This is a genomic window from Roseateles flavus, assembly GCF_039872765.1.
Lineage (GTDB): Bacteria > Pseudomonadota > Gammaproteobacteria > Burkholderiales > Burkholderiaceae_C > Roseateles_B > Roseateles_B flavus.
Genome location: NZ_JBDPZC010000011.1, coordinates 26,803 through 51,087, shown reverse-complemented (window position 1 = coordinate 51,087; position 24,285 = coordinate 26,803). Strand labels below are relative to the sequence as shown.

The window sequence follows — 24,285 nt, the reverse complement described above, 5'->3', positions numbered from 1 at the left end:
AGAACCCCATGCATCGCCAGATCTTCGTCAACCTGCCCATCGCCGACATGGCGCGCTCCCGCGCCTTCTTCGAGGCCCTGGGCTACAGCTTCAATCCGCAGTTCAGCAACGAGCAGGGTGCCTGCCTGGTGCTGGGCGAAAACCTCTACGCCATGCTGCTGATCCATCCCTTCTTCCAGGGCTTCATCGACAAGCGCATCGCCGATGCCCGCGAGAGCACCGAGGTGCTGGTCTGCCTCTCCTGCGACAGCCGCGAGGAGGTCGACCAGCTGGTGGCCCGCGCCATCGCCGCGGGCGGCCGTGCGCCGCGCCCGCCGCAGGACCACGGCTTCATGTACGGCCACAGCTTCGAGGACCTCGACGGCCACCTCTGGGAGCTGGTGCACATGGTGGATGCCAGCCAGGTGAACGCTTCGCAGGGCACCGCGACGTGAGCGAGGCGGCGGCGCTGACCTCGCGCATCGCGGCCATCTGGCGGCTGGAGTCGCCGGCCGTGATCGGGGCGCTGCGCCGCCTGCTGCGCGACCTCGATGAAGCCGAGGAGATCGCCCAGGAGGCCCTGCTGGCCGCCCTGGAACACTGGCCGCGCGAGGGCGTGCCGGACAAGCCCGGTGCCTGGCTGATGACCACGGCCAAGCACCGCGCCCTGGACCGCCTGCGCCAGCGCCGCATGCAGGAACGCCACCACGAGGCCCTGGCCCAGGACATCGAGGCACGCCAGGAGCATGTGGTGCCCGACCTCAGCGAGACCCTGGACGCCCGCCGCGCCGATGACATCGGCGACGACCTCCTGCGCCTGATCTTCACCGCCTGCCACCCCCTGCTCTCGCCCGAGGCGCGCGCCGCCCTGACGCTGCGTCTGCTGGGCGGCCTCAGCACGGCCGAGATCGCCCGCGCCTACCTGTGCCCCGAGCCCACGGTGGCCCAGCGCATCAGCCGCGCCAAGCGCACGCTCAGCGAGGCCCAGGTGCCCTTCGAGCTGCCCGGCCCCGCCGAGCGCCTGCAGCGCCTGGGCGCGGTGCTGGAGGTGGTCTACCTGATCTTCAACGAGGGCTATGCCGCCAGCTCCGGCAGCGACTGGCTGCGCAGCGACCTGATGGGCGAGGCCCAGCGCCTGGCCCGCCTGCTGGCTGCGCTGATGCCGCAGGAGCCGGAAGTGCTGGGTCTGATGAGCCTGCTCGAGATCCAGGCCTCGCGCCAGGCGGCGCGGCTGGACGCGCAAGGCGCGCCCGTGCTGCTGATGGACCAGGACCGCCGCCGCTGGGACAGCCTGCTGATCCGCCGCGGCCTGGCCGCGCTGGCCGCGGGCGAGGCGGCCTGCGCGGCCCTGGGCCAGGCGCCGGGCTACTACCTGCTGCAGGCGGGCATCGCGGCCTGCCATGCCCGCGCCACGCGGGCCGAGGACACGGACTGGTCCCTGATCCTGGCCCTCTACACCCGGCTGCTGGAGGGCTGGCCCTCGCCCGTGGTCGCGCTGAACCGCGCGGTGGCGCTGAGCCGGGCGCCCGAGGGCAGCGCGGCGGAAGCCCTGGTCCTGGTCGACGCCCTGGGCGCGCAGGCCGCCATGCAGCGCTACCCCTGGTGGCACAGCGTGCGCGGCGACCTGCTGCAGCAGCAGCGGCGCGGCGAGGAGGCGGCCGAGGCCTTCGAGCGGGCTGCGGCGCTGAGCCTCAATGAAAAAGAGCGCGCTCTGCTGACGCAGCGCGCGCTCGAAGCGAGGAGCAAGGACGAGAGAAAGCGAGGACCGGCCCGCAGGCCGGCCGCGTGACTAGAGACTCAGGCTGAGGGCATAGCCGCCGGTCGCACCGGTGCTGCGCAGCACGCGCAGGTAGACGTTCACGTCCTTGCTGCCCGAGTTGGTGATCTGCAGCATCTGGGTGACGCCCGGCACGCCGGTGCTCAGCAGCAGCTGCGTGCCGCCGGCCGTGTAGGCCCCGAGGCCGAAGCCCGAGGCGCTGCCGGCGCTCAGCGTGACCTTGAGGGTCTTGCCGGCGGGGACGCTGTAGCGGTAGTAGTCGTTGTCGGTGTTGCTGGCGATGCTGCCGCTGATGGCCGCGCGGCTGGCGCTGATCACCTGGGCGGCGCCCAGGCTGTCATTGGGCTCGGCTTCCTTGATGGAGACGGGCGCCGGCGCAGGAGCAGGCGTCGGCTCGGGGCTCGGAGCCGGGGCGGGTGCGGGGGCCGGCGTGGGTGCGGGGGCGGGGGCGGCACCCGAAGCCTGCGCCAGGGCCGCGTTCACGGCCGCGTTCGCGTCAACGAGGCCGGCGCCACAGCCCATGCAGGCCGCCGGGAAGGCGCGGGCGCTGCTCTTGAGCAGGCTGGCCACTTGGTCGGGCGTGAGGTTTCTGTTGGCCTGGAGCATCAGGGCCACGACCCCGCTGACCACCGGCGTGGCCATGGAGGTGCCCATCATGCCGGCATAGCTGTCGCTGCCCGGCGTGGTGGCGCCCGTGTTGTAGGTGGACAGGATGGCGCCGTTGCTGTCGCCGCCCGGCGCGGCCAGCGTCACCTTGCTGCCGAAGTTGGAGTAGGACGCCCGCGCACCGGTCTTGCCGGTGGCCGCCACGGTGATCACGCCGCTGCAGCTGGCCGGCGAGAAGTTCGCCGCGTCCTGGCCGCTGTTGCCCGCGGCCACCACGACCACGGCGCCCTTGGCCCGGGCGGTGTTGATGGCGTTCTGCGTGGTGATGTCGCAGCTGCCGGCGCCGCCCAGCGAGAGGTTGATCACCTTCGCCGGATTGGCATTGACCGGCACGCCGCTGACGCTGCCACCGGCGGCCCAGACCATGGCATCGGCGATGTCCGAGGTATAGCCGCCGCACTTGCCCAGGGCGCGCACCGGCAGCAGCCGGGCCTTGAAGGCCACGCCGCTCACGCCGATGCCATTGCTGCCCGTGGCGCCGACGATGCCGCTGACATGCGTGCCGTGCCAGGAGCTGTTGCGCGCGGCACTGCCGGAGCCGCAGGCGCCTGCCGCGACGAAGTCGCCGGGGTCGCTGGCATCGGCGTCGCGCCCGCCGCCGTCACCGGCCACGGTGGTGTTCAGGATGAAGTCGTAGCCGGGCAGCAGGCGCGGCGCGAAGTCGGCATGGGGTCGTACGCCGGTGTCGATCACGGCCACGGTCACGCCATCGCCGCTGGACTTGTTCCAGGCGTCGGGGGCGCGGATGCCGCCCACGGCGTCGAACAGGCTCCACTGCTGGGCGTACATCGGGTCGGTGGGCGTCAGCTGCGGCTGCAGCAGGCGGTCGGGCTCGACGTACTCGATATTGGCGTCACCGCTGCGGAAGCTGGCGGCCAGGGCCTCGATGTCGCCCTTGCCCAGGCGACGGCTGAGCTTGAACACCTGGGCGCCGCTGGCCATCTGGCGCAGGGGGGTCAGCTGCACGCCATGGCGGTTGCTTGCGACCTGGGCGGCCAGGCGGGCGTTCTCGGTGGGGAAGGCGCCCTTGCCGGACTTGTACTTGACGATCAGGCGGTCCGTCTGGGCAGCCTGGACGATGAGGCCATCAGGGCCGACCTGGGCAGCCTGGAAGGCGGCCTGGGAAGAACCGGTGCCGGCCAGCAGGGCCAGGACCAGGGCGGAGAACAGGGGTGAGTTCATGTGGTTTCGCCTCGGAGTGCATCCATCGAGGCCAGTTCCCTGCCGGGGCGGCGGGGCAGCTGGCAACCCCGCTACCGTGGCCGGCGCCTGAAGGGCGTCGGCTGTAGGCCGGAGGCTTTGCGTCCCGCGCTTTCGCGCGGTTTGCCGATCACGGGGGAATCCCGTAGGCGCAACAGTAGGCGCTGGCGGCGCCGCTGAAAAGCGCTGCCACGCAGGTCGCGCGGCTTCCTGCGACTTTGTGCGCGCCCGGTGCCCCTGGGCGCGACGAAACGGTGTCCGGAGACTCAGCGCAGCGGCTGGTCCAGGCGCATCACCGGATACAGCCGGTAACGTTCATCCCAGGACGTATGCCGGCGCGCGAAGAAGGCGAGGCGGGCATGCGGGTCGGCGGCGAAGGCGGCGTCTTCGGCCAGGCGGCGCTGGAACTCGGCGGCCAGCTGCGGATCGGCCGCCAGCTGGGCCCGGGCCACGTCCTCGGCCACGTAATCCTCCATGTACTCCTTGGTCTCGAAGGCGTTGTTGAAGAAGCCCCAGGCCAGCAGGGAGTCTGGCGCCTGCGGTTCCAGCAGGGCCATCAGCAGGCGCACGCCGGGCTGGGCCGCGGGCACGAACAGGCTGCCGGCGGGCAGGTCGCGCGGCTCGGGGCGCCACTGGCCCTTCACCTCCAGGCGCTGGTGGCCTTCCACCGACTGCGCTCCGAAGCGCGCCTGCTCGGCCCTGAAGACCTGCACCGGCAGCGCCGGGCGCGCCGCGGCCAGGCGCTCGAAGCGCAGGCCGTGCAGGCGCAGCCTGGCCGCCACGGCCTCGGCATGCGCCGCGGGCACCAGATAGCCGGCGCCGGGCACCGGCAGGCTCAGGGCGGGGACGATCTCGTCGCGCAGGGGCACGTGCCAGATCTCGGGGCGGTGCTCGTCGTAGCGGGTCATCAGGGCGCCGGAGATGTCCGAGGGCGTGCGGGTGTAGGCATAGCCGCGGAAGTCGATCATGCGTTGCTTCGGGCTGGTCTCGAAGGCCAGGGGCTGCTCGCGGCCGGCCAGGCGCATCGCGCGCGCATCCGCCGCCCGGGCCTGCGCCAGCCAGTCGGCGCCGTGGCGGGCCATCAGCGCCAGCGTGGCGACCACAGTGTTGCGGGTGATGCGCACGCGGGTCGGGTAGTCCTTCCACGAGTGCGTCTCCACCAGCATGCCGAAGCGGTTGCGCAGCCAGAAGTAGCCGGTGGAGAAGCGCGGCGGCGGCACGCCATCGGCAAAGCCGGAGGCAGGGTCGTCCATCTTCTCGAAGGACATGTAGAAGGGCTGCGGCAGCGAGCCCTGCGCCGCCAGCGCCTCGATGACGCCGTCGCGCAGGCGCTGCCCGCTGGCGCGCAGGGCCTCGTCGCCCGCATGCACCGGCTCGACCTGGATGGAGACGTCGTGCTCGAACTGCGCGCCGTCGGTGACGTGCAGGTCGATGGTGGCCAGCGGGTCCCAGGCCTGGACCAGGCGCAGCATGGCCTGCATCTCGGGCGCATCGGCCTTGGCGTAGTCGCGGTTGAGGTTGTAGTTCTCGGCCGTGGTCCGCCAGCCCATGGCCTCGGGCCCGCGCTGGTTGGGGCGGTTCCAGGCGCCGAAACGCTCGTGGCCGTCGACATTGAAAACGGGCACGAAGACCAGCACCTGGCGCTTCAATGCGCCCGGCGCCGCCTGCCCTTCGAGCACCTGGCGCAGGGCAAGAAAGCCAGCGTCCTTGCCGTCGATCTCGCCCGCGTGGATGCCGCCCTGGATCAGCGTCACCGGCAGGCCGCGCCGGCGCGCCTCGGCCGGGCTGAACACCCCCTTCTGGCTGACGACCAGCGCCCACATGGGCCGCCCTTCCGGCGTGCTGCCGAAGCGCGTGCAGCGCACCGCGCGGGGAAAGTGCTGCTGGAAGGCCTGGCACAGACGGCCCACTTCCTCGTAGCGGCCGGTGCGCAGGTAGCTGCTGCGCTCGGCCTCGGTGCCGAGCGGGGGCGCGGCGCCCGCCAGGCCAGCCAGGGCCAGCAGCGGCAGGAGCAGGGCGTGGCGCACGGTGGGCAGGGGCAGGCGGGACAGGCGCATGGTCGACGGGGGGAGGGAGACAGGCAAGGCCTGGCACTGTAGCCAGCCCTGCCCAGGGGCGCTGCTGCGGATGGCCCGGGGTGCCTTCCGTCACCCCCGCCCCCCGGCTTGCATACTGCGCCGGCCCCAAGACTTCGTCCGATCGGAGGACTCCATGAGCCTGACTCGCCGCGGCTTTGCCGCCCTCGCCTGCCTGTCCATGATGACCACGGCCTGGGCCGGCAGCCCTGCCGCAGACAGCCCCGACACCGCGCTGCAGGCCGCCATCGCCGGCTCGCAGCGCACGCCCGCCTTCACCGCCCGCGACGGTGCCCGTCATCCCTACGAGACCCTGCGCTTCTTCGGCATCCGGCCCGAAATGACGGTGGTCGAGCTGAGCCCCGGCGGCGGCTGGTACACCGAGATCCTCGCGCCCTACCTGCATGGCAAAGGCCAGCTGATCCTGGGCGCCGACGACCCGCAGTCCAGCAACGCCTACCGCCAGCGCAGCGGCCAGCGCCTGAAGGAGAAGCTGGCCGCCGCGCCGGCGGTCTACGGCAAGGTGCAGATGAATGTGTTCGAGGTGCCCGGCCGCCTGCAGTACGCCGCGCCCGGCTCGGCCGATCTGGTGCTGACCTTCCGCAATGTGCACAACTGGATCGAGGCCGGCGGCGAGCCCGCCGTCACCGCGGTCTTCCGCAGCGCCTTCGAGGCCCTCAAGAAGGGCGGGACCTTCGGCGTGGTCGAGCACCGCCGCCCGGCCGCCCAGGCCCAGGACGAGAAGGCCAGCAGCGGCTATGTGCACGAGAGCTACGTGATCCGCATCGCCGAATCCGTGGGCTTCAAGCTGGCCGCGCGCAGCGAAGTCAATGCCAATCCCAAGGACACGGCGGACCACGAGAACGGCGTCTGGGCCCTGCCGCCCACGCTCACCAACAAGGACAAGGACCGCGAGCGCTACACCGCCATCGGCGAGAGCGACCGCATGACCCTGCGCTTCGTGAAGCCCTGAGCCCGCGCCCCGGCCTCAGCCGCCGGCCCGCTTGGCCGGATGGCCCTGGGCGATCAACCAGGCGGTGACGCGCTCGGCATGGTCGCCCTGGATCTCCAGGACGCCGTCCTTGCACGTGCCGCCGCTGCCGCAGGCGCTGCGCAGCTGCTTGCCCAGGGCCTGCAGCGCGGCGTCGTCCAGGGGCAGGCCCTTGACCAGGGTGACGGTCTTGCCGCCCCGGCCCTTGCTCTCACGCCAGACGCGCGCGATGCCATCGCCCGAGGGGCGGGTGGCGGGCTTGCCGCAGCGGCAGGCCGCCAGCGCCGCGCGGCACTGCGGGCAAGTGCGCCCCAGCTCGGTGGAATAGACCAGGCGGCTGCCGCTCATCACGGCCTCTTCAGCGCTGGCGCATCACGGCGGCGCTGGCCGCGCCGGAGCCCTCGCCCGTCTGCTCGCTGAGCATGCGGTGCATGAGCGCGAAGAAGCGGTCGTAGAACTCACCGGCGGGGATGGTCTCGGAAGCCACCTTCACCATGGAGTCCTGCGACGCCGCCAGCGGCACCGAGATCGATCCGATCGCGCTGACCCCGATGCTGGTGGAGTTGGCGCTCTTCTTGATGGCGTAGCGGTCCTGCTGCGCCGAGACGAAGGCCGTGGCCAGCTGGGCATTGCGCCCGTCGGGCACGCAGACCACGTTGAAGTTGATCTCCACGTGCACCTCCCCCTCGGGCTGGAAGCGCTTGGTGCCGCTCACCGCGCCCGCCTTGCCGGGGTTGATCAGGTAGCCCTGGCTCAGCAGCGCACGCCGCGCGGCCTCGCAGGTGTCCTCCATGGAGGCGTCGAAGAGGCGGGAGAAGGTCTCCTCGGCCTGGAAGCGCTCGTTCTGGTAGACCGAGACCTTGGCCGGCTCACGGCCCGGCACGGAGATCGCACAGCCGGCCAGCAAGCAGGCTCCGGCCAGACTGGCCAGAGGGGTGGCTGTCCAAGTTCTGCTCATCGATCGTTCTCCCTCACTGGCCCTCGGCACACGGTTCACAGGGCCGGCGCAACGGGCGCCGGCTCCGGTCCCGCATTATCCCGGTCCCGCAGGGCCCGGCACGGGAAGACACCCCCTGCGCCAAGGGCTGTCCGGCCGGAGCGGCACCCGGGCGGCGCCAGCGCGGCCGTGGCAAAGCACCGCTTTGCGCACGCAGATGGGCGGGCCTCGGCCCAGCTCAAGGCCGGCGCGGAGCCGCAGGCGCACAATGCGGCCGTCATGCCTGATGCCACCGTGCCTTCGCGACGCCTGAGCCTGGCCGCCCTGCTCGGCCTGGGCCTGGGCCTGGGGTTCGGGCGCCACGCCGGCGCCTCGGCCGAGGAGGAACTGCGCATCGGCAGCTCGGCGGCGCTCAGCGGCCCGGCCGCCCAGCTGGGGCTGCGCTACCACGCGGGCATCCGGGCGCAGCTGGACATGCTCAACCAGCAGGGGGGCGTGCAGGGCCGCAAGGTGGTGCTGGACCTGCGCGATGACGGCTATGAACCCGACCGCGCCGAAATCAACACCCGCCAGTTCGTCGAGGACCCGCGCGTGCTGCTGCTGTTCGGCTACGTGGGCACGCCCACCAGCCGCGTGGCCCTGCCCTACCTGAAGCGCCACGGCATCAGCTTCCTCGGCGCCTACACGGGCGCCAGCATGCTTTACGAGCCTGGCCCGGGCCGGATCTTCAGCGTGCGCGCCAGCTACATGGACGAATCCGTCGCCCTGGCTCATGCGATGAGACAGGACGGCGTGCAGCGCTTCAACGTGCTGCTGCAGGCCGACCTCTTCGGCCGCGCCGGCCTGGAGGCCATGCGCGAAGCCGCGCTGCCCCTGAAGCTGCAACTGCAGGCCTCGGCCACGGTCCGGCGCAACTCGACCCAGGTGGACGAGGCCCTGGACGCCCTGATCACCCGCGAGCCCGCCGAGGCGGTGTTCATGATCAGCACCTACGAGACCTGCGCCGCCTTCATCCGCCAGGCACGCAGCCGCGGCTACAAGGGCCGCTTCTACGTGCTGTCCTTCGTGGGCCTGGAGCCGCTGAAGGAATCCCTGATGGGCGACATGCGCCAGATCCGCGTCTCCCAGGTGGTGCCGGATGCGCACGACACCAGCCTGCCGGTGGTGGCGGCCTACCAGAAGGCCATGCTGGCCCGGGGCGACCGCCAGTTCGACTCCCTGAGCCTGGAGGGCTACGTGGCCGCCCGCGTCCTCACCGAGGGGCTGCGCCGCATCCGGGGCCCCATCAACCGCGACAGCCTGCAGCACGCCCTGGCCGGCCTGGGCGAGCTGGACCTGGGCGGCTTCAAGCTGCGCTACCAGGAAGAGTCGCACCGCGGCAGCTCGCTGGTGCTGATCCGCTGAGCCGCGGCAGGGCCGGCGCCCAGTCCGGCGCTCAGTCCGGACGCTGCACTTCCCAGACCCCCACCCAGTCCTGGCGCTCGTCGGCACGGTGGCCGACCAGGCGGAAGCCCGCCTTGGCCAGCACGCGCTGGGAAGGCAGGTTCTCCGGCAGGACCTCCGCCCGCACCACCTGCACGCCCGAGGCCCAGGCCTCCTCCAGCATCAGTCGCACGGCGGCGGTGGCCAGACCCTGGCCCTGCTGGCCGGGGGCGACGTGGTAGCCGATCTCCACGCGCCCCTCGCAGGGTGCGCCCTTGAAGCTGATGTTGCCCAGGTAGCGCCCGTCGCTGGGCCGGCACATCATGCAGCTGACCGCCCAGCAGGGGGCGCAGCCCTCCGCCAGCAGGGCCAGGGCGCGGCGGTGCACGCGCTCGGGCGGCAGGGCGCCAGGCTCCACGCGGTCCAGCCATCCGGCCGGCCATTGCCCGGCTTCGAGCAGGCGCAGCTCCTCCAGGCTCAGTCGTTCAAGGGTCAGGTCCATGGCGGCATTGTGGGGCCGCGCGCCGGGCCGTCGGCAGTGCCGCGGGACATGCGCCTGCCCCAATGGCCAAGGCCCCAGCACGCTCGTGACGCCTGGGGCCTTGACTGCAGGGGGTGGGGCCGTCGTGGGCCTGGCCTGCTCCGCGGGGGTCTTGCCCGGGCGGTGGAGGGCTGCTGTTTGCAGTGATTCCAGTGTAGGAAGCGCGGCCGGGCAGAAAATTGCGAAGATGGCTTCAATCCCATTCCGTTTGGCATTAAATTGCCCACATTAAATCATTTGAGCAATTTGCATGGAATTAGACCGCATAGACCGCCAGATCCTGGACATCCTCCAGCAGGAAGGCCGCATCGCCAACCAGGACCTCGCCGACCGCGTGGGCCTCTCACCCTCCCCCTGCCTGCGCCGGGTGCGCGCCCTGGAGGACAGCGGCCTGATCGCCGGCTACCGCGCCCTGCTGGACGCCCGCAAGCTGGGCCTGAGCCTGATGGCCCTGGTGCACATCTCCATGGACCAGCACACGCCGGAGCGCTTTGCCAATTTCGAGGCCTCGGTGCGCGTGCTGCCCGAGGTGCTGGAATGCCTGCTGATCACCGGCCAGGCGGCGGACTACCAGCTCAAGCTCTGGGTGCGCGACATGGACCACTTCCAGAGCCTGCTGCTGGGCAAGCTCACCCGCATCGCCGGCGTGACGGGCGTGCATTCCAGCTTCGTGCTGCAGCATGTGATCAGCCGCACGGCGCTGCCGCTGGATGCGGCCCAGGCCTGATCAGGCCGGGGAGCGCCCGCCCGGGGCGCCTGCCGCCGGCTCCACCACCACGCGGGCATAGCGCTGGAAGCTCCAGTAGGCCCAGGCCCAGTCCATCAGCACCACCAGGCGGTTGCGGAAGCCGATCAGGAAATAGATGTGGACGAAGAGCCAGAACAGCCAGGCCGCATAGCCCGAGAACTGCAGCCAGCCCAGGTCGGCCACCGCGGCCTTGCGGCCGATGGTGGCCAGGGCGCCGTAGTCGCGGTAGCGGAAGGGCCGCAGTGCCGACTCGCGGCCGCGCAGGGCCGCGAGGATGCTGCGCGCCGCATGCGCGCCCATCTGCTTGGCCGCGGGGCTGACGCCGGGCACGGGCCGCTGGCGGCCATCGGGCTCCAGGCTCTGGGCTGCGGCCAGGTCGCCGATCACGAAGACCTCGGGGTGGCCGGGAATGCGCAGGAAGCCATCGACCTGCACCCGGCCGGCGCGGTCCAGCGGCACCTCCAGCAGACGGCCCAGGGGCGAAGCCGCCACGCCGGCGGCCCAGACCACAGTGCGGGCCTCGATGCGCCGCGGCTCGGCGCCGTCCCCCTGCTGGACGCTCACACCCTCGGCATCGATGCCCACCACGCGGCAGCGGGTCTGCACCTCCACGCCCAGGCCGCGCAGCTGCGCCTCGGCCTTGGCGGACAGCGAGCGCGGCAGCGCCTGCAGCACCCGCTCCGAGCCCTCCAGCAGCAGCACGCGGGCCTTGGAGGGGTCGATGCGGCGGAACTCGTCGCGCAGGGTGTGGTGGGCGATCTCGGCCAGGGTCCCGGCCATCTCGACCCCGGTGGGCCCGCCGCCGATCACCACGAAGCTCAGGTGCGCCGCCTGCCGCGCCGGGTCGGGCTCCAGCTCGGCCTGCTCGAAGGCCTTGAGCACGCGGGCGCGCAGGCGGAAGGCATCCTCCAGCGTCTTGAGCCCCGGGGCGTGCGCGGCCCACTCGTCATGACCGAAATAGCTGTGCGTGGCGCCGGCCGCCACGATGAGGAAGTCGTAGCCCAGCACCTGTCCGTCAGCCAGGCTGACGCTGCGCCGGGTCTTGTCGATGCCGCTGACTTCCGCCATCAGCACGGTCACGTTGCGCTGGCCGCGCAGCATGTGGCGGATGGGCGCCGCGATGGAAGGCGCCGACAGCCCCGCGGTGGCCACCTGGTACAGCAGCGGCTGGAAGAGGTGGTGGTTGCTGCGGTCGACCAGGGTGATGTCGACCGGCGCCCCCGCCAGGGCCCGCGTGGCGGCCAGGCCGCCGAAGCCGCAACCGATGATGAGCACCCGCGGGCGGGTGGACGAGGCGATGCTTTGAGGCTGGCTGTCCATGCCGATCATTGTGCGCCGCAACAATCACCCCGGCCGGCGCTGGGGCATGCAGCAATGGCATGGAGAGCTGGGCGGCCGGCATGGCCTGCGCGCAGCGCGCACGGCACTCAGGGGCTGCCGGCCTGGCGGGCGCGCAGCTGGCCGATGCGCTGCCACAGCTGGCGCGCCAGCGCGGGGTGCTGCTGCTCAAAGCGCTGCGTCAGGATCAGATGGAGCTCGAAGCTGCTGAAGGGCCTGGGCAGGGCCTCGATGGGGGCCTCCAGGCCCTGCTGGCGCAACAGCTCGCCCTGTGCCTCCTGCACGATGGCCAGGGCCACGCGCCCCTTGGCCAGCTTGCGCAGCAGCTGTTCGGCCGAGGTGGCCTTGTCGTCGATCGGTGCCGCGCTGCGGGCCAGGGCCCCGCCGTAGGAAAAGCCCAGGCGCACGCCCACCGGCGCGCCCTGCAGCTGGCTGAAGCGCTCGCCGTCCCAGTCCGCCGGGCTCCCCACGCGGCGGTAGACCAGGAAGCGGCCGGCAGCCAGGGCCTGGCTGCCGTCGGGCTGATCCCCGCGCATGGGGTAGCGGGCCCAGGCCAGGCGTTCGGGATCGAAGACGCCGATCAGCGCCTCCGCCTGGCCCGCCCGGGCGTCGAGCAGGCAGCGCGAGCGCGGCGCCACATAGGACTGCAGGCGCAGGGGCAGCCCTTGCAGGGCCTGGGCCAGCAGGCGCTGGCTGCTGCCGGAGCCGTCGGGCGCGGTATAGGGCACGAAGGGGCTGTCCGAGGTGCACAGGCGCAGCACGGGCCAGGGTGGCGGCGGTGCCGATGCCGGCGGCGCCGTCTGGGGCACGGCCCGCGCCCAGCTGCTGCCCAGCAGCAGCAGGCACAGAACCCATCCAACGGCGGCAAAGGGCGGCATAGGCGCTCCGGGAAGCTGGGGCCAGTCTAGCCCCGGGCGGGCGTCCTGGCCTGCGGCTGTGCCTGCGCCCAGCCCTGCCAGTCGCGGGCCCGGGCCAGGATGTCTACAGGCCTGCCCTGCAGCGCGTGCAGGGGAATGGCGATGTCCGCACCGTCGCCATCCCAGCGCATGGAGCGGGCCGTCCAGCGCGCGCCAGCGCCCAGCCTGCGCAGGACCAGGGCACGCCGCTCGCGGTACAGGGCCAGCTGCAGGCGGCTGCCGTAGAGATCGAGGGCCTGGATGTCGGTCCAGGCGATGGGCGGCCAGTCGCGGCTCAGGTCCTGCAGGCCCTCGGGCCCCAGGATCAGCAGCGGCCCGCCCCGGGGCCGCCACAGCAGCCAGCGCAGCAGGCCCCAGGCCAGGGCCAGGGCGACGGGCCCGCTGCCGAGCCACGCCGCGGGCCCCAGCAGCGACTGCAGGATCTGGTGGCCCATGAACATCACCAGCCCCGTCAGCAGCAGGGCCGCGAGGCCGGCCAGACGCCTCAGGGTGCCGCGCGGCCGCTCGTGCAGGACCATGCGGGCGGGCTCGCTGCGCGGCAGGGGGGCGGTGTCCTGCCACTGCCGGGCGTCGGGCGCCAGGCTCTGGCGCCACACCGCCCGGCACAGTCCCAGGCACAGGCCGCTGCCCAGCATCCAGGCGATGAAGCGCAGGCTGAAGCCCAGGGGCTGCCCGCGCCAGGTGACGACGTGGTCGAAATGCCCCTGGTACAGGCCGCGCAGGCCGATGAAGCCCAGGGCCAGGCCGAAGAACGCGAGGGTGGCCAGCCCCACGGCGTCGCGGGCGGGGGCGGCGCTGCTCATGCGGCCTTCTCGATCACCGCCACCTGCACGTCAGCACGCCATCGGAAACCCAGGCTTTCGTAGAGGGCGATGGCGGCCTCGTTGCTGCGCCAGGCATGCAGGAAGGGGCGTTCGCCGCGGGCCTCGATCTGCCGGGCCACGGCGGCGGACAGCTGGCGGGCCAGGCCCAGGCCGCGGAAGTCCGGGTGCGTGCAGACGCCGCTGATCTCGGTGTGGCCGGCCACATGCATGCGCTCGCCCGCCATCGCGGCCAGCCGGCCCTGAAGGCGAACGCCCAGGAAGCGGCCCATGCGGTGGGTCTGCGCCAGGAAAGGGCCGGGCTGGGTCAGCTCGGCCAGGGCCAGCATCTCGGCTGCGTCGGCATCGCCCAGGGGCTGGATGGCGGGGTGGGAAGGCTCATCCGCGAGCGAGCGCGTGGCCAGCATCTGCACACCCAGGGCCTCCTTGAGCACGCGTGCACCGGGCGGCAGGCACAGCGGCGGCGCCTGCAGCAGGTACAGCGAGCCCTGGTCCGGCAGCAGTCGCGCCAGCGCGGCCAGGGCCTCGGGGCGGTCATCCGCGGTAGCGGCGAAGAGGTGGATCTCGGGGCGATAGCGCCTCGCCAGCGCATCGCCCAGGGCCAGGTCTTGCTGGGGACCGGTGAGGCTGTGCCACACCGGCCGGTCCAGCAAGGTGGCGGCCGGCTGGGCATCGAGGGGCGGGAAAGAGGCCTGGGGCATGTCGAGCAACTCCTGAAGCCGGCGGGCGGCGCGAGGAGCCTAGCAGAAGCGATCCCGGCCCGGGATGGCTCAGCCCCCGAAGCGCACCCGGCTGCGGCGCACCGTGAGCCCGGCCGGCGGCTGGCCCAGCCACCAGTCCTTGGGCAGGTGCAGCGGCGTCAGCCCGTCCGCGCGCTCGATGCCCACATGGCCGTCCCGGCCCTGCGCCTTGGCGGCATAGAGGGCCGCGTCAGTGAGGCCCAGGCTGGCGTCCCAGTCCCAGGCACGGGGCTGCGAGGGGTCCAGCGGGAAGGCCGTCCAGCCCAGGGACACGGTGACCGGGATCTGCCGGCCCTCGCCGATGTCGAAGAGGCGCTCGCGAACCGCCGTGCAGGCCCGCTCGGCCAGCTCGGCCGCGCTGCCGCGGTTGCTGTCACGCACCAGCACCAGCACTTCCTCGCCGCCCCAGCGCACGAGGGAGTCCGTGCCGCGGAAGACCTTGCGCAGGCGCTCGGCCAGCTGCACCAGCACGGCGTCGCCGGCACCGTGGCCGTGGACGTCGTTGACGCGCTTGAAGTGGTCCAGGTCCAGCAGCATCAGCAGCAGGTCGCTGTCGGGCCCGGGCTCCTGGCCCTCGGACTCGAAGCGGCGCAGGCACAGATTGAGGTCGTCCTCCAGGCGCAGCGCCAGGTAGCGGCGGTTGCGCAGGCCGGTGAGCGTGTCGGTCAGGCTGGCCTCGCGCAGCTCCACCGTGCGCGCATCCACCAGCGCCCGCAGTTCGACCTCGCGGTGGCGCAGCCGCCGGGTGCGCCACTGCACCCAGCTCCAGATCGACAGCAGCAGCAGCACGCCGGCGCCGGAGCGCGCCCACCAGGTCTGCCACCAGGCGGGCAGCAGCTCGATGGGCAGGTCCAGCGAGGCCATGCGGCCCGCGCCCTGCTGGGGCATGGCACGCATCTGCAGCACATAGCGGCCGGGCTTGAGCGGGCCGAAGCTGGGGCTGCGGGCGCTGGCGTCCACGCGGGTCCACTCGGTGTCCTGGCCCAGCAGGCGGTACTGGTAGCGCAGGCGCTGCGGGTCGGCATAGTCCAGGCCCGCGAACTCCACGGTCAGCGTGCGCATGCCGGGCTGCAGGGTCAGGCCTTGCTGCAGGCTTTGCGGATGGAAGGGCTGGCCGTTGAGGCGCAGGCCGCTGATCACCATGGGCACCTCGCCCGTGGGCGGGGCATAGGCCTCCGGCTGCACGCGCAGCAGGCCGCGGCTGCCGCCGAACAGCAGGCCGCCGCCGGGCAGATCGCAGCTGGCGAAGAACCAGAAGCTGCCGAAGAAGGCACCCTCGGCCGGGCCGAAGGCGTCGATGCGGTCGGCCCGCGGGTCATAGACGTAGAGCTGGCTCCAGATGCGCCCCTGGCTGTCTTCGTGCAGATTGCCACCGAAGACGCCCTGCACCTCGTGGCGCTCGCTGATGCGCTCGAAGCGCGAGCGGCCCTGGGCGTCCAGGCCGACGCGGCGGTGCAGGCCGCTGACCGGCGTGTCCACCCACAGCGTGCCGTCACGCGACCACAGCAGGCCCATGACGATGGGGCTGCCCAGCGCCTCCTTGGGCGACTGCGCCAGCGGCACAAGGCCGCCAGCCCCCTCGACGAACAGGCCCTGCTGCCCGCCGACCCACAGCGCCTGGGTGCCCGGCTCCTCGCGCAGCACGTAGATGCCGCCCTTCAGCGCCTCGCCGCCCGCCAGCGTGACGCGCTGCAGCGCGGGCGCCTCGGGCGATGCCAGGCGGTACAGGCCCTCCTGCATGCCCAGCCAGACCTCGCCCGTGCGGCGGATCAGCAGCTGCTGGGCACGTGCGCCGTCCAGGGGCCAGTCGCGCAGCAGGCGGCCGTCCAGGCTGCGGTGCTCCAGGCGCCCGGCCGAGGCCAGCCACAGGCTGCCGTCCGGCGCCTGGTTGAGGGCATCGACCACGCTGCGGCGCTCGCGCGGCCAGGCGCCCAGCGTCGCCAGCGCCTGACCGGGACGGCCGTCCAGGCGCACCACGGGGCCCAGCTGCGTGGGGGCCAGCACCTCGCCGTTGTGCAGGCGCAGCAGGGCGCGCACATCCAGCTCGCTCAGGGGGCTCTGGGCGTCGTTGTCGGGCCCGCGCACGGCGAGCGCGGGATGGTCCTGGTGGCGCTGCAGGCCCAGGCCGTAGCCGCTCACCCACATCACGCCCCAGCGGTCGCGCAGCAGGCCGCTGATGTCATTGCCCGCCAGGCCGCGCAGGTGGCGCGGGTCATGGCGCAGCCAGGCCTCGATGCTGCCGCGGTTGGGATCCAGCCAGTACAGGCCCTTCTTGCCGCCGACCCAGATGCGGCCGTCCTCGGCCTCGGCCAGGGCCTGCACCGGGGCCTTGAGGTCCTGCACCCAGCGCGCCTGGCCCTGCTCCACCACGCCCAGGCGCCCGTCCTGCGTGCCGAACCAGACGCGGCCGGCGCGGTCCTCGGTCAAGGCCAGCACGGTGGCCTCGTCCTGCGGGCCGGGCAGATCGACAGGGACCCAGCCCGCCCCCTGGCGGCGCGCCAGCCCGCGCCAATGGCCGGCCCAGACCGTGCCGTCATGGCCGACGACCAGCGCGGTGACACGCTGCTCCTGCTCGCCCTTGATGCTCAGCTCGTGGCGCTCGAAGCGCCGCTCGGCCGGCAGGTAGCGCTGCAGGCCCTGCCCCAGACTACCCATCCAGACGCTGCCGTCGCCGTCCTCGGCCAGGGCGCGGATGGGCACATGGGCCGCCTCGCGCCCCTCGGCGCTCCCCAGGGCCTGCACGCGGTCCTGCTGGGGGTCGTAGACCACGAGGCCCTGGAACTCGGTGCCGATCCACATGCGACCGTCGCGTGCAGGGGCCAGGGCCCGCACCCAGCCGAGGTTGCGGCGGGCGGCGGTGGGGCCCTCCTGCTCGACGGGCCGCAGGCGGTAGCCGTCGTAGCGGGTGAGGCCCTTGATGGTGGCGACCCAGATGAAGCCGCTGCGGTCCTGAGCCAGCGTGGGCACCGTGTTCTGCGGCACCTCGACGCTGCGGAACTGCGCATCGAGCACCTCGCCGGCCCGGGCAGGCAGCACCAGCAGACCGGCCCACTGGAGGCCCGTCCACAGGAACAGCAATGCGGACAGGCGCAGAACAGCTCGGTGCATGGAAGCGCATGATAAGCAGGCTCTGTGCAAGCCCCGCGTCACGCCCCCGCGCAGTGCGCAGAAATTCGCAGGGCTCAGGCTCCCAGCAGGCGCAGGACCAGCCAGGCCGGCAGGCCGAGGTACAGCAAGGCCAGCCCCGCGGACTCCAGGCCCTGGCGCATGGACAGCGCACCGGCAGGGCGCCACAGCAAGCCCAGCCAGGCCAGGGTCTCGATGCCGGCTCGCACCACCGCCGAGGCCATCAGCACCCCGACCGCCCAGGCCGCCCACCACAGGCCGAAGGCGCCCAGATAGGCCGCCAGGCCGTAGCTGCGGTACTCCCCCAGGAAGCCGCCGTAGGCAATGTGCTGGTGCAGGGCGAAGGCCGGCAGCGCCAGCAGCAGGGGCAGGCCCAGGAACTTCCAGGCTGGTCGGGCCAGGCGGTGACGGCGCAGGCGCTGGCGGGCCAGCGCGTAGCGCGCCGCCCGGCTGTCCTCGCCGGGCGCGGCCAGCGGCGCCCCGGCCGCGCGCAGGGCCTCGCGCAGGTCATGCGGCCGCCCCAGCAGCAGGGGCCAGGTCTTGCCCTCGTCCGTCAGCAGGTCCAGGCCCGGGCCGGGCCAGGGCAGGCGCCAGCCCTGAGCCTGGCGCAGGGAGGCCAGCGCGCAGCACAGGCGCTCGCCGCCGCGCCGGGCCAGCACCAGCGTGCCACCGTCCAGTGCCAGCCGGGCCGTGCAGGCCTGCAGCAGGCACCAGGCCGCCGCCTCCGGCGCCAGCACCAGGGCGGCGACCAGGCGCAGCTGCAGCAGGGACTGGGTACGCAGGCCCTCGTCCAGCAGCAGGGCCAGCCCCAGCCCCAGCACGCTCACCCGCGACAGGCCCCGCAGCGCAGCAATGCCGGCGCGCCAGGCCGGCGACACCACCCACACCCGCAAGGGCCAGACCAGCGGCGCGGCCGGCGGTGGCGCCCAGCCCCGCAGCGGCCGCCAGCGCGCCAGCAGCAGGCCCGCCAGGCTGAGCAGGCAGAGGGCGCCGACCCAGTCACCCCAGCGCACGAGCAAGGTCGGCGCCGGCTCGGGCACCGGCAGCGCACCGACGACCAGGGCGCGCTGGCCGAAGTCACCCGCGGCATGCACCGTGCCGCGGGCATCGATGACGGCGCTGTAGCCATTGGTCGTCACCCGGAACTGCGGCAGGCCGGTCTCGATGCTGCGGAAGGCCGCCACGGCCTGGTGCAGCCGGGCGCCCAGGGGGTCCGCGCTGAACCAGGCGTCGTTGGACATCGTCAGCAGCGCCCGCGCCCCCAGCCGTGCGCCGGAGATGGCCAGCGAGGGATCGACGTCATCCCGGCAGATCAGCGGCTGCACCGGCAGCTCGCGGCCATCGCGCAGGCGCAGCGGGAACACGCGCGCCCCGCTGCCGGGCTGCCAGCGCCCCGCCCAGGGCAGCCAGCGCTGCAGCAGCGGACCGTCCAGCCAGGCCGGCACCTGCTCGGTGAAGGGGAAGAGCCGGGTCTTGCGGTACAGCCCCAGCAGGCCCTGCTGCGGCTGCAGAAAGGCCGCGGCGTTGTACTCGCCCGCCGGGTCGCGGTCATAGGTGCCGAAGACGAAGGGCACGCCGGCGGCGTTGACGATGGAGGCGATCTCCTGGTCCAGCTGCGCGCCGGCCTCGCTCTTGGGCTGGCCGAAGGTCGTGGGGTAGATGGTCTCGGACCACAGGACGGCGTCGGCATGCTGGCGCTCGACGGCGTCGTAGCTCATGGCGTAGTGCACATCCAGCACCTCGCGCACCACGGCGTAGCTGCCCCGGGATTGGCGGCGGCCCTCGTAGTCCGCGATATTGGCCTGGACCAGGCCCACGCGCAGCAGGGGCAGGCCGGCGTCCAGGCGCGGGGCCTCGCGGCTGGCGCCATAGCCCAGCAGGCCCAGCGGCAGCAGCAGGGCCAGGCCCAGCGGGGCGAGCATCGCGCGAGCTCGGGTCTGCCTGGCCGGGCCCACCTGGCTCAGCGCCTGAGCCAGGGCCTCGTGGACCAGCAACAGCATCAGCGTCAGGCCGGCCGTGCCGCCCAGGGCCGCGGCCTGGCGCAGCTGGCCCGCGGGGTAGAGGCCATGGGCCAGCGTGTCGCCCAGCAGCTTGGGGCACAGCCACTCGACCCCGACCCACGCCGCCGCGGCCGCCCAGGCCCGCAACCAGGGCTGCCGTCGCCCGTCCAGCGCCTGGCGCACCAGGGCCCAGGCGATCAGCTGGGGCTGCAGCAAAGGCGCGATCAGCAGCAGCACGGCCTGCCCCTGGAGCTGCGGCCACTGCGCGTAGTGCGCGATGGCCGTGCCGAACCAGGTGAAGGCGGCCAGCACAAAGGCCAGGCTCAGCACCCAGGCCCGCAGCAGGCGCCGGCCCCAGCCCGCGGGCTGGTCCAGCCACCACAGCCAGGGCAGCAGGGCCACGAAGCCCAGGCCCCAGCTGCCCCGCGCATAGAACGCCAGCAGGACGGCGCCCAGGCCCACGGCCAGGGTCGCGCGGACCCAGGCCTTCGATGTCAGTGCATGCATGGAAATCCGCGAAAAGGATCAAGGCGAGCCGGAGGCCTCGCGGCCGGGCTCCTGCGGCCTCGGAATGACGACGAAGCGAATGGGAAAGCCCGGCGGCGCGAGGGCCGGCGTAACCACCCGGTCCGCAGGCACGGCGATCGGGCGCCCGGCGGCGTCATGGACGGGCCGGTCCGGCGCGAACATCAGGATGGCCTCGATGCGCTGCCCGTCGTCGGTGGCCTGGTGGTGGCGCACATAGCCGTCGGGCAGCACATAGTCCTCGGGCACCGCAAGGCCCACGATGGGCGGCCGCGTGCCCGGAGGCTGGAAGGCGCCCAGGCCGGTGCGCACGCCCGCCTTGTGCAGGCGCTCGATCACCTCCTGCATGCTGGGCGCGCTGCCGGCCGGCACGTGGTCGGCCAGGTCATCGCTCACGGCCGGACCCGAGGTGCCCACCAGCAGCCAGGGGTGCGGCGCGGCGCTGGCCGCGGAGGCCGGCACCGCGCTGGCAAGACCTGACCCCGCTCCACCCGGGGCGGCAGGCCCCGCGGGCGCTTCCGGCGTTCCGGGCGTGCCTGCGGGCCACAGCAAGGCCAGGGCGGCGGCCAGGCACAGCAGGGCCAGGCCGACATAGGCCAGCGGCGCCAGCCGGCGCCAGGCGGGCGGGGCCTGCTTCGCTGCCATGAGCCAGCCTGTGCTGTGCCGGCTCAGGGCGCGGCGGGGTTGGACACCGACAGCGCCCAGCCCATGCGCTCATGCCCGTACTGGTTCCAGATCGGGTTCTTGCCGCCGCTGAAGCTGGTGTAGCGCGGGGCGCCCGAGCCCGTGGTGCCGCCGAAGAGGCCGGCCGTCACCGTGCCGCCGTTGTAGGTCGGGTGGGTGTCATCGGACTGGATGTAGTCGTAGCTGCTGCTGGCCGAGACGAAGTGCGTGTTGGCGTCGCGCAGGGTGCTCCTGTAGGTGGAGGTGATGCGGGTCACATAGGCCGCCTCGGTGTCACCGGGCACGTAGCGGATGGCATCGGAGTCCACCTGCCCGTCGCCGTTGCTGTCGTAGTCGGCGGCCATGTACTGGGCGAAGTTGTCGGCGCACTTGAAGCCCTTCTGGCGGGCGTACTCGCACATCCAGTAGTTCATCTTGGTCAGGGCCGGCAGGAACTTGTCCCGCAGGTTGACGGTGGCGCCGGTGGCGGCATCCTTGCAGCTGCTCTGCACGTTGTCGGCAGCGTAGCCGGGGTAGTGCAGGTTGGAAATGATCTTCAGCTTGGTGCCCGCGTAGGCGTTGGCGTTGATGTAGTCCATCGCCTTGGCCACATAGGTCTTGCAGTTGGCCAGGCCGTTGTCCAGCACGCTGTAGTTGCAGGTGCCGGTCTGGCCCTTGAAGGCGGTGCGGGCCTGCAGGCCGTCGTTGCCGCACATCTCGAAGGTGACGACGCGGGTGCTGCTGGCCTGCATGTAGCTGGCCTCGCCCACGATCTTGTTGTTGTAGACGTCCGAGGCCACGGCGCCGGACTTGGCGCGGCGCACGCTCTCGATGTCGGCGTTCCACAGGGCGGACAGGTACTCCGCATCGACGGTGGGGGCCGAGTACTTGGCGGCATTGAGCGTGGAGCCGTTGTAGCCGGCGTAGATGGAATCGCCGTAGGCCACCACGCGGTACTTGGTACTGGTGCCCGCGCGGTCGATGGTCCAGGACACGTTCTGGTTGAGCGTGCTCGCCGCCGCGGGCAGGGCGCCCGCGGCCAGGACCACGGCCGAGACGCAGGCGGCCAGGAGGGAGGGGAACTTCTTCATGTTTGTCTCCATTGGGGTGAGAGTCGACGGCAAGTCGTGCGCGCGAATCCACAGGCTGTCTTGATGCAGCTCGCTGCACGATCCGGCAAAAGCCGGCGAGGCTCCACCCCAGCAAACCCTAGGCCGGGCATAGCGGCTGTGCCAGCGTGGACCAAGGCTGTCGCACAGGTGACAATGCACGCCGCAGTGGGCCCGCTCGCGGGCCGCAGGAATCCGGGGCAGATCCACCTAACCATGTCCACCCACCATGCAGTCCAGTCATCGTAGGCAAGCCCCATGACAGAAGCATTGCAGGCCCGTTGCCAGCCCCTGGGCGAGCGCGCCGTGCTGCTGGACTTCCCCGGCACCCCTGCCACCCTGGAGCTGCAGCGGCGGCTGTGGCGGCTGCGCGAGCAGCTGTTGGATGCGGGCGACGTTGTCGTCGACTGCGTGCCCGGCATGGGCAACCTCAGCTGGGTCTTCGATCCCGACCGGCTCGACGGCGAGGCCGCCTGCGCCCGGCTGATGCATCACTGGCAGGCGCAGCTCGACCAGCCCCTGGCGCCCCTGGACACGGGCCGCCTGGTGGAGGTCCCCGTGCACTACGGCGGCGAGGCTGGCCCTGACCTGGCCGGCGTCGCCCGCCATCATGGGCTCAGTGCGCGCGAGGTGGTGCGCCTGCACAGCGAGGCCGACTACCGCGTCTTCTTCCTGGGCTTCCTGCCCGGCTTCGCCTATCTGGAGGGCCTGCCCGTGGCCCTGCACACGCCGCGCCTGGCCACGCCGCGCAGGGCGGTGCCGGCGGGCTCGGTGGGCATCGGCGGTGCGCAGACGGGCGTCTATCCCTGCAGCAGCCCCGGCGGCTGGCAACTCATCGGCCGCACCGCCCTGCCCCTCTTCGATGCCGACTCGCAGCCGCCCACACTGCTGCAGCCGGGCGACCGCCTGCGCTTCGTGGTGGAGCGCTGCGATGGCTGAGCCCCTCCTCATGCAGGTGATCAAGCCCGGCGTGCAGAGCAGCGTGCAGGACCTCGGCCGTACGGGCTGGCGGCATCTGGGCATCGGCAGCGCCGGGGCCATGGATCCCGTGTCCCTGCAGCTGGCCAACGCCCTGTTGAGGCAAGACCTGACCCTCCCCGCGCTGGAGGTCAGCGGCGGCCCGGTGGAGCTGCGCTTCGAACGCGACGCCGTCTTTGCACTGGCCGGCGCCGACTACGAAGGAATGCTGGACGCCCAGCCCTGCCCCATCGGCTGGCCTCAGCCCGCCCGCGCCGGCCAGACGCTGAGGCTGCAGGGGCCGCGCGCGGGGCGCTTCGCCTATCTGGCGCTGCCGGGCGGCATCGTGGCGCCCTCGCGCATGGGCTCCTTCAGCACCGACCTGGCCGGCGGCTTCGGCGGCCCGCAGGGGCGCGCGCTGCGCGTGGGAGACGTGCTGCAGGCCGCGGGCCGGGCCGCACTGCCTGCGGGACGCCGGCGCGGTCTTGCCGCCTTCACCGCCCCCGCGACCCTGGCGCTGCGCGTGCTGCCCGGCCCCGAGGCCGCGCTGTTCCACCCCGAGGCCATGGCCGACTTCTGGCAGGCCGGCTGGCGCCTGGGTGCGCGCAGCAACCGCATGGGCAGCCAGCTTGATGGCCCCGCGCTGCGCCGCCCCGATCGACCCGACCAGTTGGCCGAGCTTCCCTCGCACGCCGTGCTCCCGGGCGTCGTGCAGGTACCGCCAGACGGCCAGCCCATCGTGCTGATGGCCGACGCCCAGGCGACCGGTGGCTATCCGCGCCTGGCCGTACTCATCGAGGCCGACCTGCCGCGCCTGGCCCAGTGCACCCCTGGCCAGCGCCTGCGCTTCCTGCCCGTGGACGAGGCGCAGGCCCGCGCCGCCCGGCGGCAGGCACGGGACGCCCTGCACTGTCAATGCCAGGCTCTGCAGGAGGGCTGACAGCCGGCGCCCCTGACAATCGCCCCATGCGCCCCGCACCGCCCCCCGCCGCCCTGGACCTCAACGCCGACCTCGGCGAGGGCTGTGCCGACGAGGCGCTGATCCTGCCCTGGATCAGCTCGGCCAACATCGCCTGCGGCGGCCATACCGGCGACGCCGCCAGCATGCGGGCCTCCATCGCCCGCGCCCTCGAGCGCGGCGTGGCGGTGGGCGCGCATCCCAGCTTTGCCGACCCTGCACATTTCGGTCGCCAGCCGCAGGCCGCGACGCCCTCCATGCTGGCCGCCCTGCGCGGCGAGCTGGCGCGGCAGCTGCAGGACTTCCAGCGGGCCGCCCAGCAGGAGGGCGCCAGGCCCAGGCATGTGAAGCCGCACGGCGCCCTCTACAACCAGGCAGCCCAGGACCCCGGCCTGATCGAGCTGCTGCTGGCGCTGCTGCCGCGCGAGGCCCCAGGCCTGGCCCTGGTCGCGCTGGCCCGCAGCCCGCTGGCGGAGGCGGCCCGCCGTGCCGGCCTGCCCGTGCGCGAAGAGGGCTTCGCCGACCGGCGCTACACCGCTGCCGCCACCCTGGTGCCGCGCAGCGAGCCGCGGGCCGTGCTGGAGGCGCTGGACGAGGGCGTCGCGCAAGGCCTGGCCCTCGCCCGGGGCGAGCCCCTGCAGGCACAGGATGGCAGCCCCCTGCGCCTGCGCATCGACACCCTCTGCGTGCACGGCGACGGCCTGGCCGCCCTGCCTCTGGTGCGCGCTCTGCATGAATCCCTGCGTGCCGCCGGCCTGGCCGTGCGCGCTCCCGACTGATGTGCACTCGCCCCTC

At 72.9% G+C, this 24,285-nt stretch carries 21 protein-coding genes and 1 riboswitch; of the genes, 8 read left to right on the top strand and 13 right to left on the bottom strand.

The window, feature by feature from the left end; all coding sequences use genetic code 11:
- The first annotated feature begins 8 nt into the window (after window positions 1-8).
- A complete protein-coding gene (locus ABDJ40_RS19980; protein WP_269631283.1) occupies window positions 9-434 on the top strand; it encodes a VOC family protein in 426 nt (141 codons plus the stop codon).
- Window positions 431-1,768, top strand: coding sequence for an RNA polymerase sigma factor (locus ABDJ40_RS19975; RefSeq protein WP_347612291.1), 1,338 nt, complete (start codon window positions 431-433; stop codon window positions 1,766-1,768). The genes ABDJ40_RS19980 and ABDJ40_RS19975 overlap by 4 nt, the downstream gene beginning before the upstream one ends.
- On the opposite strand, the gene ABDJ40_RS19970 is transcribed toward ABDJ40_RS19975, so the two are convergent.
- Window positions 1,769-3,604 carry a S8 family peptidase gene (locus ABDJ40_RS19970; protein ID WP_347612289.1) on the bottom strand — a complete coding sequence of 612 codons (1,836 nt, stop codon included), beginning with the start codon at window positions 3,602-3,604 and terminating at the stop codon, window positions 1,769-1,771.
- A 58-nt stretch (window positions 3,605-3,662) separates the two neighbouring features.
- Window positions 3,663-3,760, bottom strand: a riboswitch (cyclic di-GMP riboswitch).
- 128 nt (window positions 3,761-3,888) lie between these two features.
- Window positions 3,889-5,679, bottom strand: coding sequence for a M14 family metallopeptidase (locus ABDJ40_RS19965; protein WP_347612454.1), 1,791 nt, complete (start codon window positions 5,677-5,679; stop codon window positions 3,889-3,891).
- Window positions 5,680-5,833: 154 nt separating this feature from the next.
- Here ABDJ40_RS19965 and ABDJ40_RS19960 point away from each other — a divergent pair, with 154 nt between their 5' ends.
- Complete coding sequence (locus ABDJ40_RS19960; RefSeq protein ID WP_347612287.1) at window positions 5,834-6,670, top strand: class I SAM-dependent methyltransferase; 837 nt, start codon at window positions 5,834-5,836, stop codon at window positions 6,668-6,670.
- Window positions 6,671-6,685: 15 nt separating this feature from the next.
- Here ABDJ40_RS19960 and ABDJ40_RS19955 read toward each other — a convergent pair whose 3' ends face one another.
- Together ABDJ40_RS19955 and ABDJ40_RS19950 are read right to left on the bottom strand one after the other, a co-directional pair.
- On the bottom strand, window positions 6,686-7,036 hold the full coding sequence (locus tag ABDJ40_RS19955; protein ID WP_347612285.1) for a translation initiation factor Sui1: 351 nt from the start codon (window positions 7,034-7,036) through the stop codon (window positions 6,686-6,688).
- A gap of 10 nt (window positions 7,037-7,046) precedes the next feature.
- The gene (locus ABDJ40_RS19950; protein ID WP_269631277.1) at window positions 7,047-7,646 is read right to left on the bottom strand and encodes a DUF2242 domain-containing protein; all 600 of its coding nucleotides are present in this window, start codon (window positions 7,644-7,646) and stop codon (window positions 7,047-7,049) included.
- Window positions 7,647-7,904: 258 nt separating this feature from the next.
- Between ABDJ40_RS19950 and ABDJ40_RS19945 the strand changes: the two genes are divergently transcribed.
- Window positions 7,905-9,029 (top strand): ABC transporter substrate-binding protein, encoded by a 1,125-nt coding sequence (locus ABDJ40_RS19945; RefSeq protein WP_347612283.1) that lies wholly within the window; start codon window positions 7,905-7,907, stop codon window positions 9,027-9,029.
- A gap of 31 nt (window positions 9,030-9,060) precedes the next feature.
- On the opposite strand, the gene ABDJ40_RS19940 is transcribed toward ABDJ40_RS19945, so the two are convergent.
- Window positions 9,061-9,549, bottom strand: a complete 489-nt coding sequence (locus ABDJ40_RS19940; RefSeq protein WP_269631275.1) for a GNAT family N-acetyltransferase — start codon at window positions 9,547-9,549, stop codon at window positions 9,061-9,063.
- A 289-nt stretch (window positions 9,550-9,838) separates the two neighbouring features.
- Between ABDJ40_RS19940 and ABDJ40_RS19935 the strand changes: the two genes are divergently transcribed.
- Window positions 9,839-10,315: an Lrp/AsnC family transcriptional regulator gene (locus ABDJ40_RS19935; protein ID WP_269631274.1), complete on the top strand. Its 477-nt coding sequence runs from the start codon at window positions 9,839-9,841 to the stop codon at window positions 10,313-10,315.
- Here ABDJ40_RS19935 and ABDJ40_RS19930 read toward each other — a convergent pair whose 3' ends face one another.
- From ABDJ40_RS19930 to ABDJ40_RS19895, 8 genes are all read right to left on the bottom strand, one after another.
- Window positions 10,316-11,656: an NAD(P)/FAD-dependent oxidoreductase gene (locus ABDJ40_RS19930; RefSeq protein ID WP_347612278.1), complete on the bottom strand. Its 1,341-nt coding sequence runs from the start codon at window positions 11,654-11,656 to the stop codon at window positions 10,316-10,318.
- Window positions 11,657-11,763: 107 nt separating this feature from the next.
- Window positions 11,764-12,552: a substrate-binding periplasmic protein gene (locus ABDJ40_RS19925; protein WP_347612276.1), complete on the bottom strand. Its 789-nt coding sequence runs from the start codon at window positions 12,550-12,552 to the stop codon at window positions 11,764-11,766.
- Between the two features lie 26 nt (window positions 12,553-12,578).
- Entirely contained in the window at window positions 12,579-13,394 is an 816-nt protein-coding gene (locus ABDJ40_RS19920) for a hypothetical protein (RefSeq protein ID WP_347612274.1), read from the bottom strand.
- Window positions 13,391-14,113 carry a GNAT family N-acetyltransferase gene (locus ABDJ40_RS19915; RefSeq protein ID WP_347612272.1) on the bottom strand — a complete coding sequence of 241 codons (723 nt, stop codon included), beginning with the start codon at window positions 14,111-14,113 and terminating at the stop codon, window positions 13,391-13,393. Before ABDJ40_RS19915 ends, ABDJ40_RS19920 begins: the two co-directional genes overlap by 4 nt.
- 69 nt (window positions 14,114-14,182) lie before the next feature.
- Window positions 14,183-17,260, bottom strand: coding sequence for a ligand-binding sensor domain-containing diguanylate cyclase (locus ABDJ40_RS19910; RefSeq protein ID WP_347612270.1), 3,078 nt, complete (start codon window positions 17,258-17,260; stop codon window positions 14,183-14,185).
- Between the two features lie 74 nt (window positions 17,261-17,334).
- On the bottom strand, window positions 17,335-19,785 hold the full coding sequence (gene lnt / locus ABDJ40_RS19905) for an apolipoprotein N-acyltransferase (protein ID WP_347612268.1): 2,451 nt from the start codon (window positions 19,783-19,785) through the stop codon (window positions 17,335-17,337).
- Between the two features lie 18 nt (window positions 19,786-19,803).
- Complete coding sequence (locus ABDJ40_RS19900) at window positions 19,804-20,448, bottom strand: hypothetical protein (protein ID WP_347612266.1); 645 nt, start codon at window positions 20,446-20,448, stop codon at window positions 19,804-19,806.
- Window positions 20,449-20,471: 23 nt separating this feature from the next.
- A complete protein-coding gene (locus ABDJ40_RS19895; protein ID WP_347612264.1) occupies window positions 20,472-21,557 on the bottom strand; it encodes an SGNH/GDSL hydrolase family protein in 1,086 nt (361 codons plus the stop codon).
- 276 nt (window positions 21,558-21,833) lie between these two features.
- Between ABDJ40_RS19895 and pxpB the strand changes: the two genes are divergently transcribed.
- The 3 genes from pxpB to ABDJ40_RS19880 are packed head-to-tail and all read left to right on the top strand — an operon-like array spanning window position 21,834 to window position 24,269.
- Window positions 21,834-22,514, top strand: a complete 681-nt coding sequence (gene pxpB / locus ABDJ40_RS19890) for a 5-oxoprolinase subunit PxpB (protein WP_347612262.1) — start codon at window positions 21,834-21,836, stop codon at window positions 22,512-22,514.
- Entirely contained in the window at window positions 22,507-23,472 is a 966-nt protein-coding gene (locus ABDJ40_RS19885) for a 5-oxoprolinase subunit C family protein (protein ID WP_347612259.1), read from the top strand. Before pxpB ends, ABDJ40_RS19885 begins: the two co-directional genes overlap by 8 nt.
- Window positions 23,473-23,498: 26 nt before the next feature.
- A complete protein-coding gene (locus ABDJ40_RS19880; protein WP_347612257.1) occupies window positions 23,499-24,269 on the top strand; it encodes a LamB/YcsF family protein in 771 nt (256 codons plus the stop codon).
- The last annotated feature ends 16 nt before the right edge of the window (window positions 24,270-24,285 follow it).

What these genes read in the sequence shown, in the direction of transcription:
- ABDJ40_RS19980 (WP_269631283.1), top strand. Translation starts at nt 9, where the DNA reads ATGCATCGCCAGATCTTCGTCAACCTGCCCATCGCCGACATGGCGCGC.
- ABDJ40_RS19970 (WP_347612289.1), bottom strand. Translation starts at nt 3,604, where the DNA reads ATGAACTCACCCCTGTTCTCCGCCCTGGTCCTGGCCCTGCTGGCCGGC.
- ABDJ40_RS19965 (WP_347612454.1), bottom strand. Translation starts at nt 5,679, where the DNA reads ATGCGCCTGTCCCGCCTGCCCCTGCCCACCGTGCGCCACGCCCTGCTC.
- ABDJ40_RS19960 (WP_347612287.1), top strand. Translation starts at nt 5,834, where the DNA reads ATGAGCCTGACTCGCCGCGGCTTTGCCGCCCTCGCCTGCCTGTCCATG.
- ABDJ40_RS19955 (WP_347612285.1), bottom strand. Translation starts at nt 7,036, where the DNA reads ATGAGCGGCAGCCGCCTGGTCTATTCCACCGAGCTGGGGCGCACTTGC.
- ABDJ40_RS19950 (WP_269631277.1), bottom strand. Translation starts at nt 7,646, where the DNA reads ATGAGCAGAACTTGGACAGCCACCCCTCTGGCCAGTCTGGCCGGAGCC.
- ABDJ40_RS19945 (WP_347612283.1), top strand. Translation starts at nt 7,905, where the DNA reads ATGCCTGATGCCACCGTGCCTTCGCGACGCCTGAGCCTGGCCGCCCTG.
- ABDJ40_RS19940 (WP_269631275.1), bottom strand. Translation starts at nt 9,549, where the DNA reads ATGGACCTGACCCTTGAACGACTGAGCCTGGAGGAGCTGCGCCTGCTC.
- ABDJ40_RS19935 (WP_269631274.1), top strand. Translation starts at nt 9,839, where the DNA reads ATGGAATTAGACCGCATAGACCGCCAGATCCTGGACATCCTCCAGCAG.
- ABDJ40_RS19930 (WP_347612278.1), bottom strand. Translation starts at nt 11,656, where the DNA reads ATGGACAGCCAGCCTCAAAGCATCGCCTCGTCCACCCGCCCGCGGGTG.
- ABDJ40_RS19925 (WP_347612276.1), bottom strand. Translation starts at nt 12,552, where the DNA reads ATGCCGCCCTTTGCCGCCGTTGGATGGGTTCTGTGCCTGCTGCTGCTG.
- ABDJ40_RS19920 (WP_347612274.1), bottom strand. Translation starts at nt 13,394, where the DNA reads ATGAGCAGCGCCGCCCCCGCCCGCGACGCCGTGGGGCTGGCCACCCTC.
- ABDJ40_RS19915 (WP_347612272.1), bottom strand. Translation starts at nt 14,113, where the DNA reads ATGCCCCAGGCCTCTTTCCCGCCCCTCGATGCCCAGCCGGCCGCCACC.
- ABDJ40_RS19910 (WP_347612270.1), bottom strand. Translation starts at nt 17,260, where the DNA reads ATGCACCGAGCTGTTCTGCGCCTGTCCGCATTGCTGTTCCTGTGGACG.
- lnt (WP_347612268.1), bottom strand. Translation starts at nt 19,785, where the DNA reads ATGCATGCACTGACATCGAAGGCCTGGGTCCGCGCGACCCTGGCCGTG.
- ABDJ40_RS19900 (WP_347612266.1), bottom strand. Translation starts at nt 20,448, where the DNA reads ATGGCAGCGAAGCAGGCCCCGCCCGCCTGGCGCCGGCTGGCGCCGCTG.
- ABDJ40_RS19895 (WP_347612264.1), bottom strand. Translation starts at nt 21,557, where the DNA reads ATGAAGAAGTTCCCCTCCCTCCTGGCCGCCTGCGTCTCGGCCGTGGTC.
- pxpB (WP_347612262.1), top strand. Translation starts at nt 21,834, where the DNA reads ATGACAGAAGCATTGCAGGCCCGTTGCCAGCCCCTGGGCGAGCGCGCC.
- ABDJ40_RS19885 (WP_347612259.1), top strand. Translation starts at nt 22,507, where the DNA reads ATGGCTGAGCCCCTCCTCATGCAGGTGATCAAGCCCGGCGTGCAGAGC.
- ABDJ40_RS19880 (WP_347612257.1), top strand. Translation starts at nt 23,499, where the DNA reads ATGCGCCCCGCACCGCCCCCCGCCGCCCTGGACCTCAACGCCGACCTC.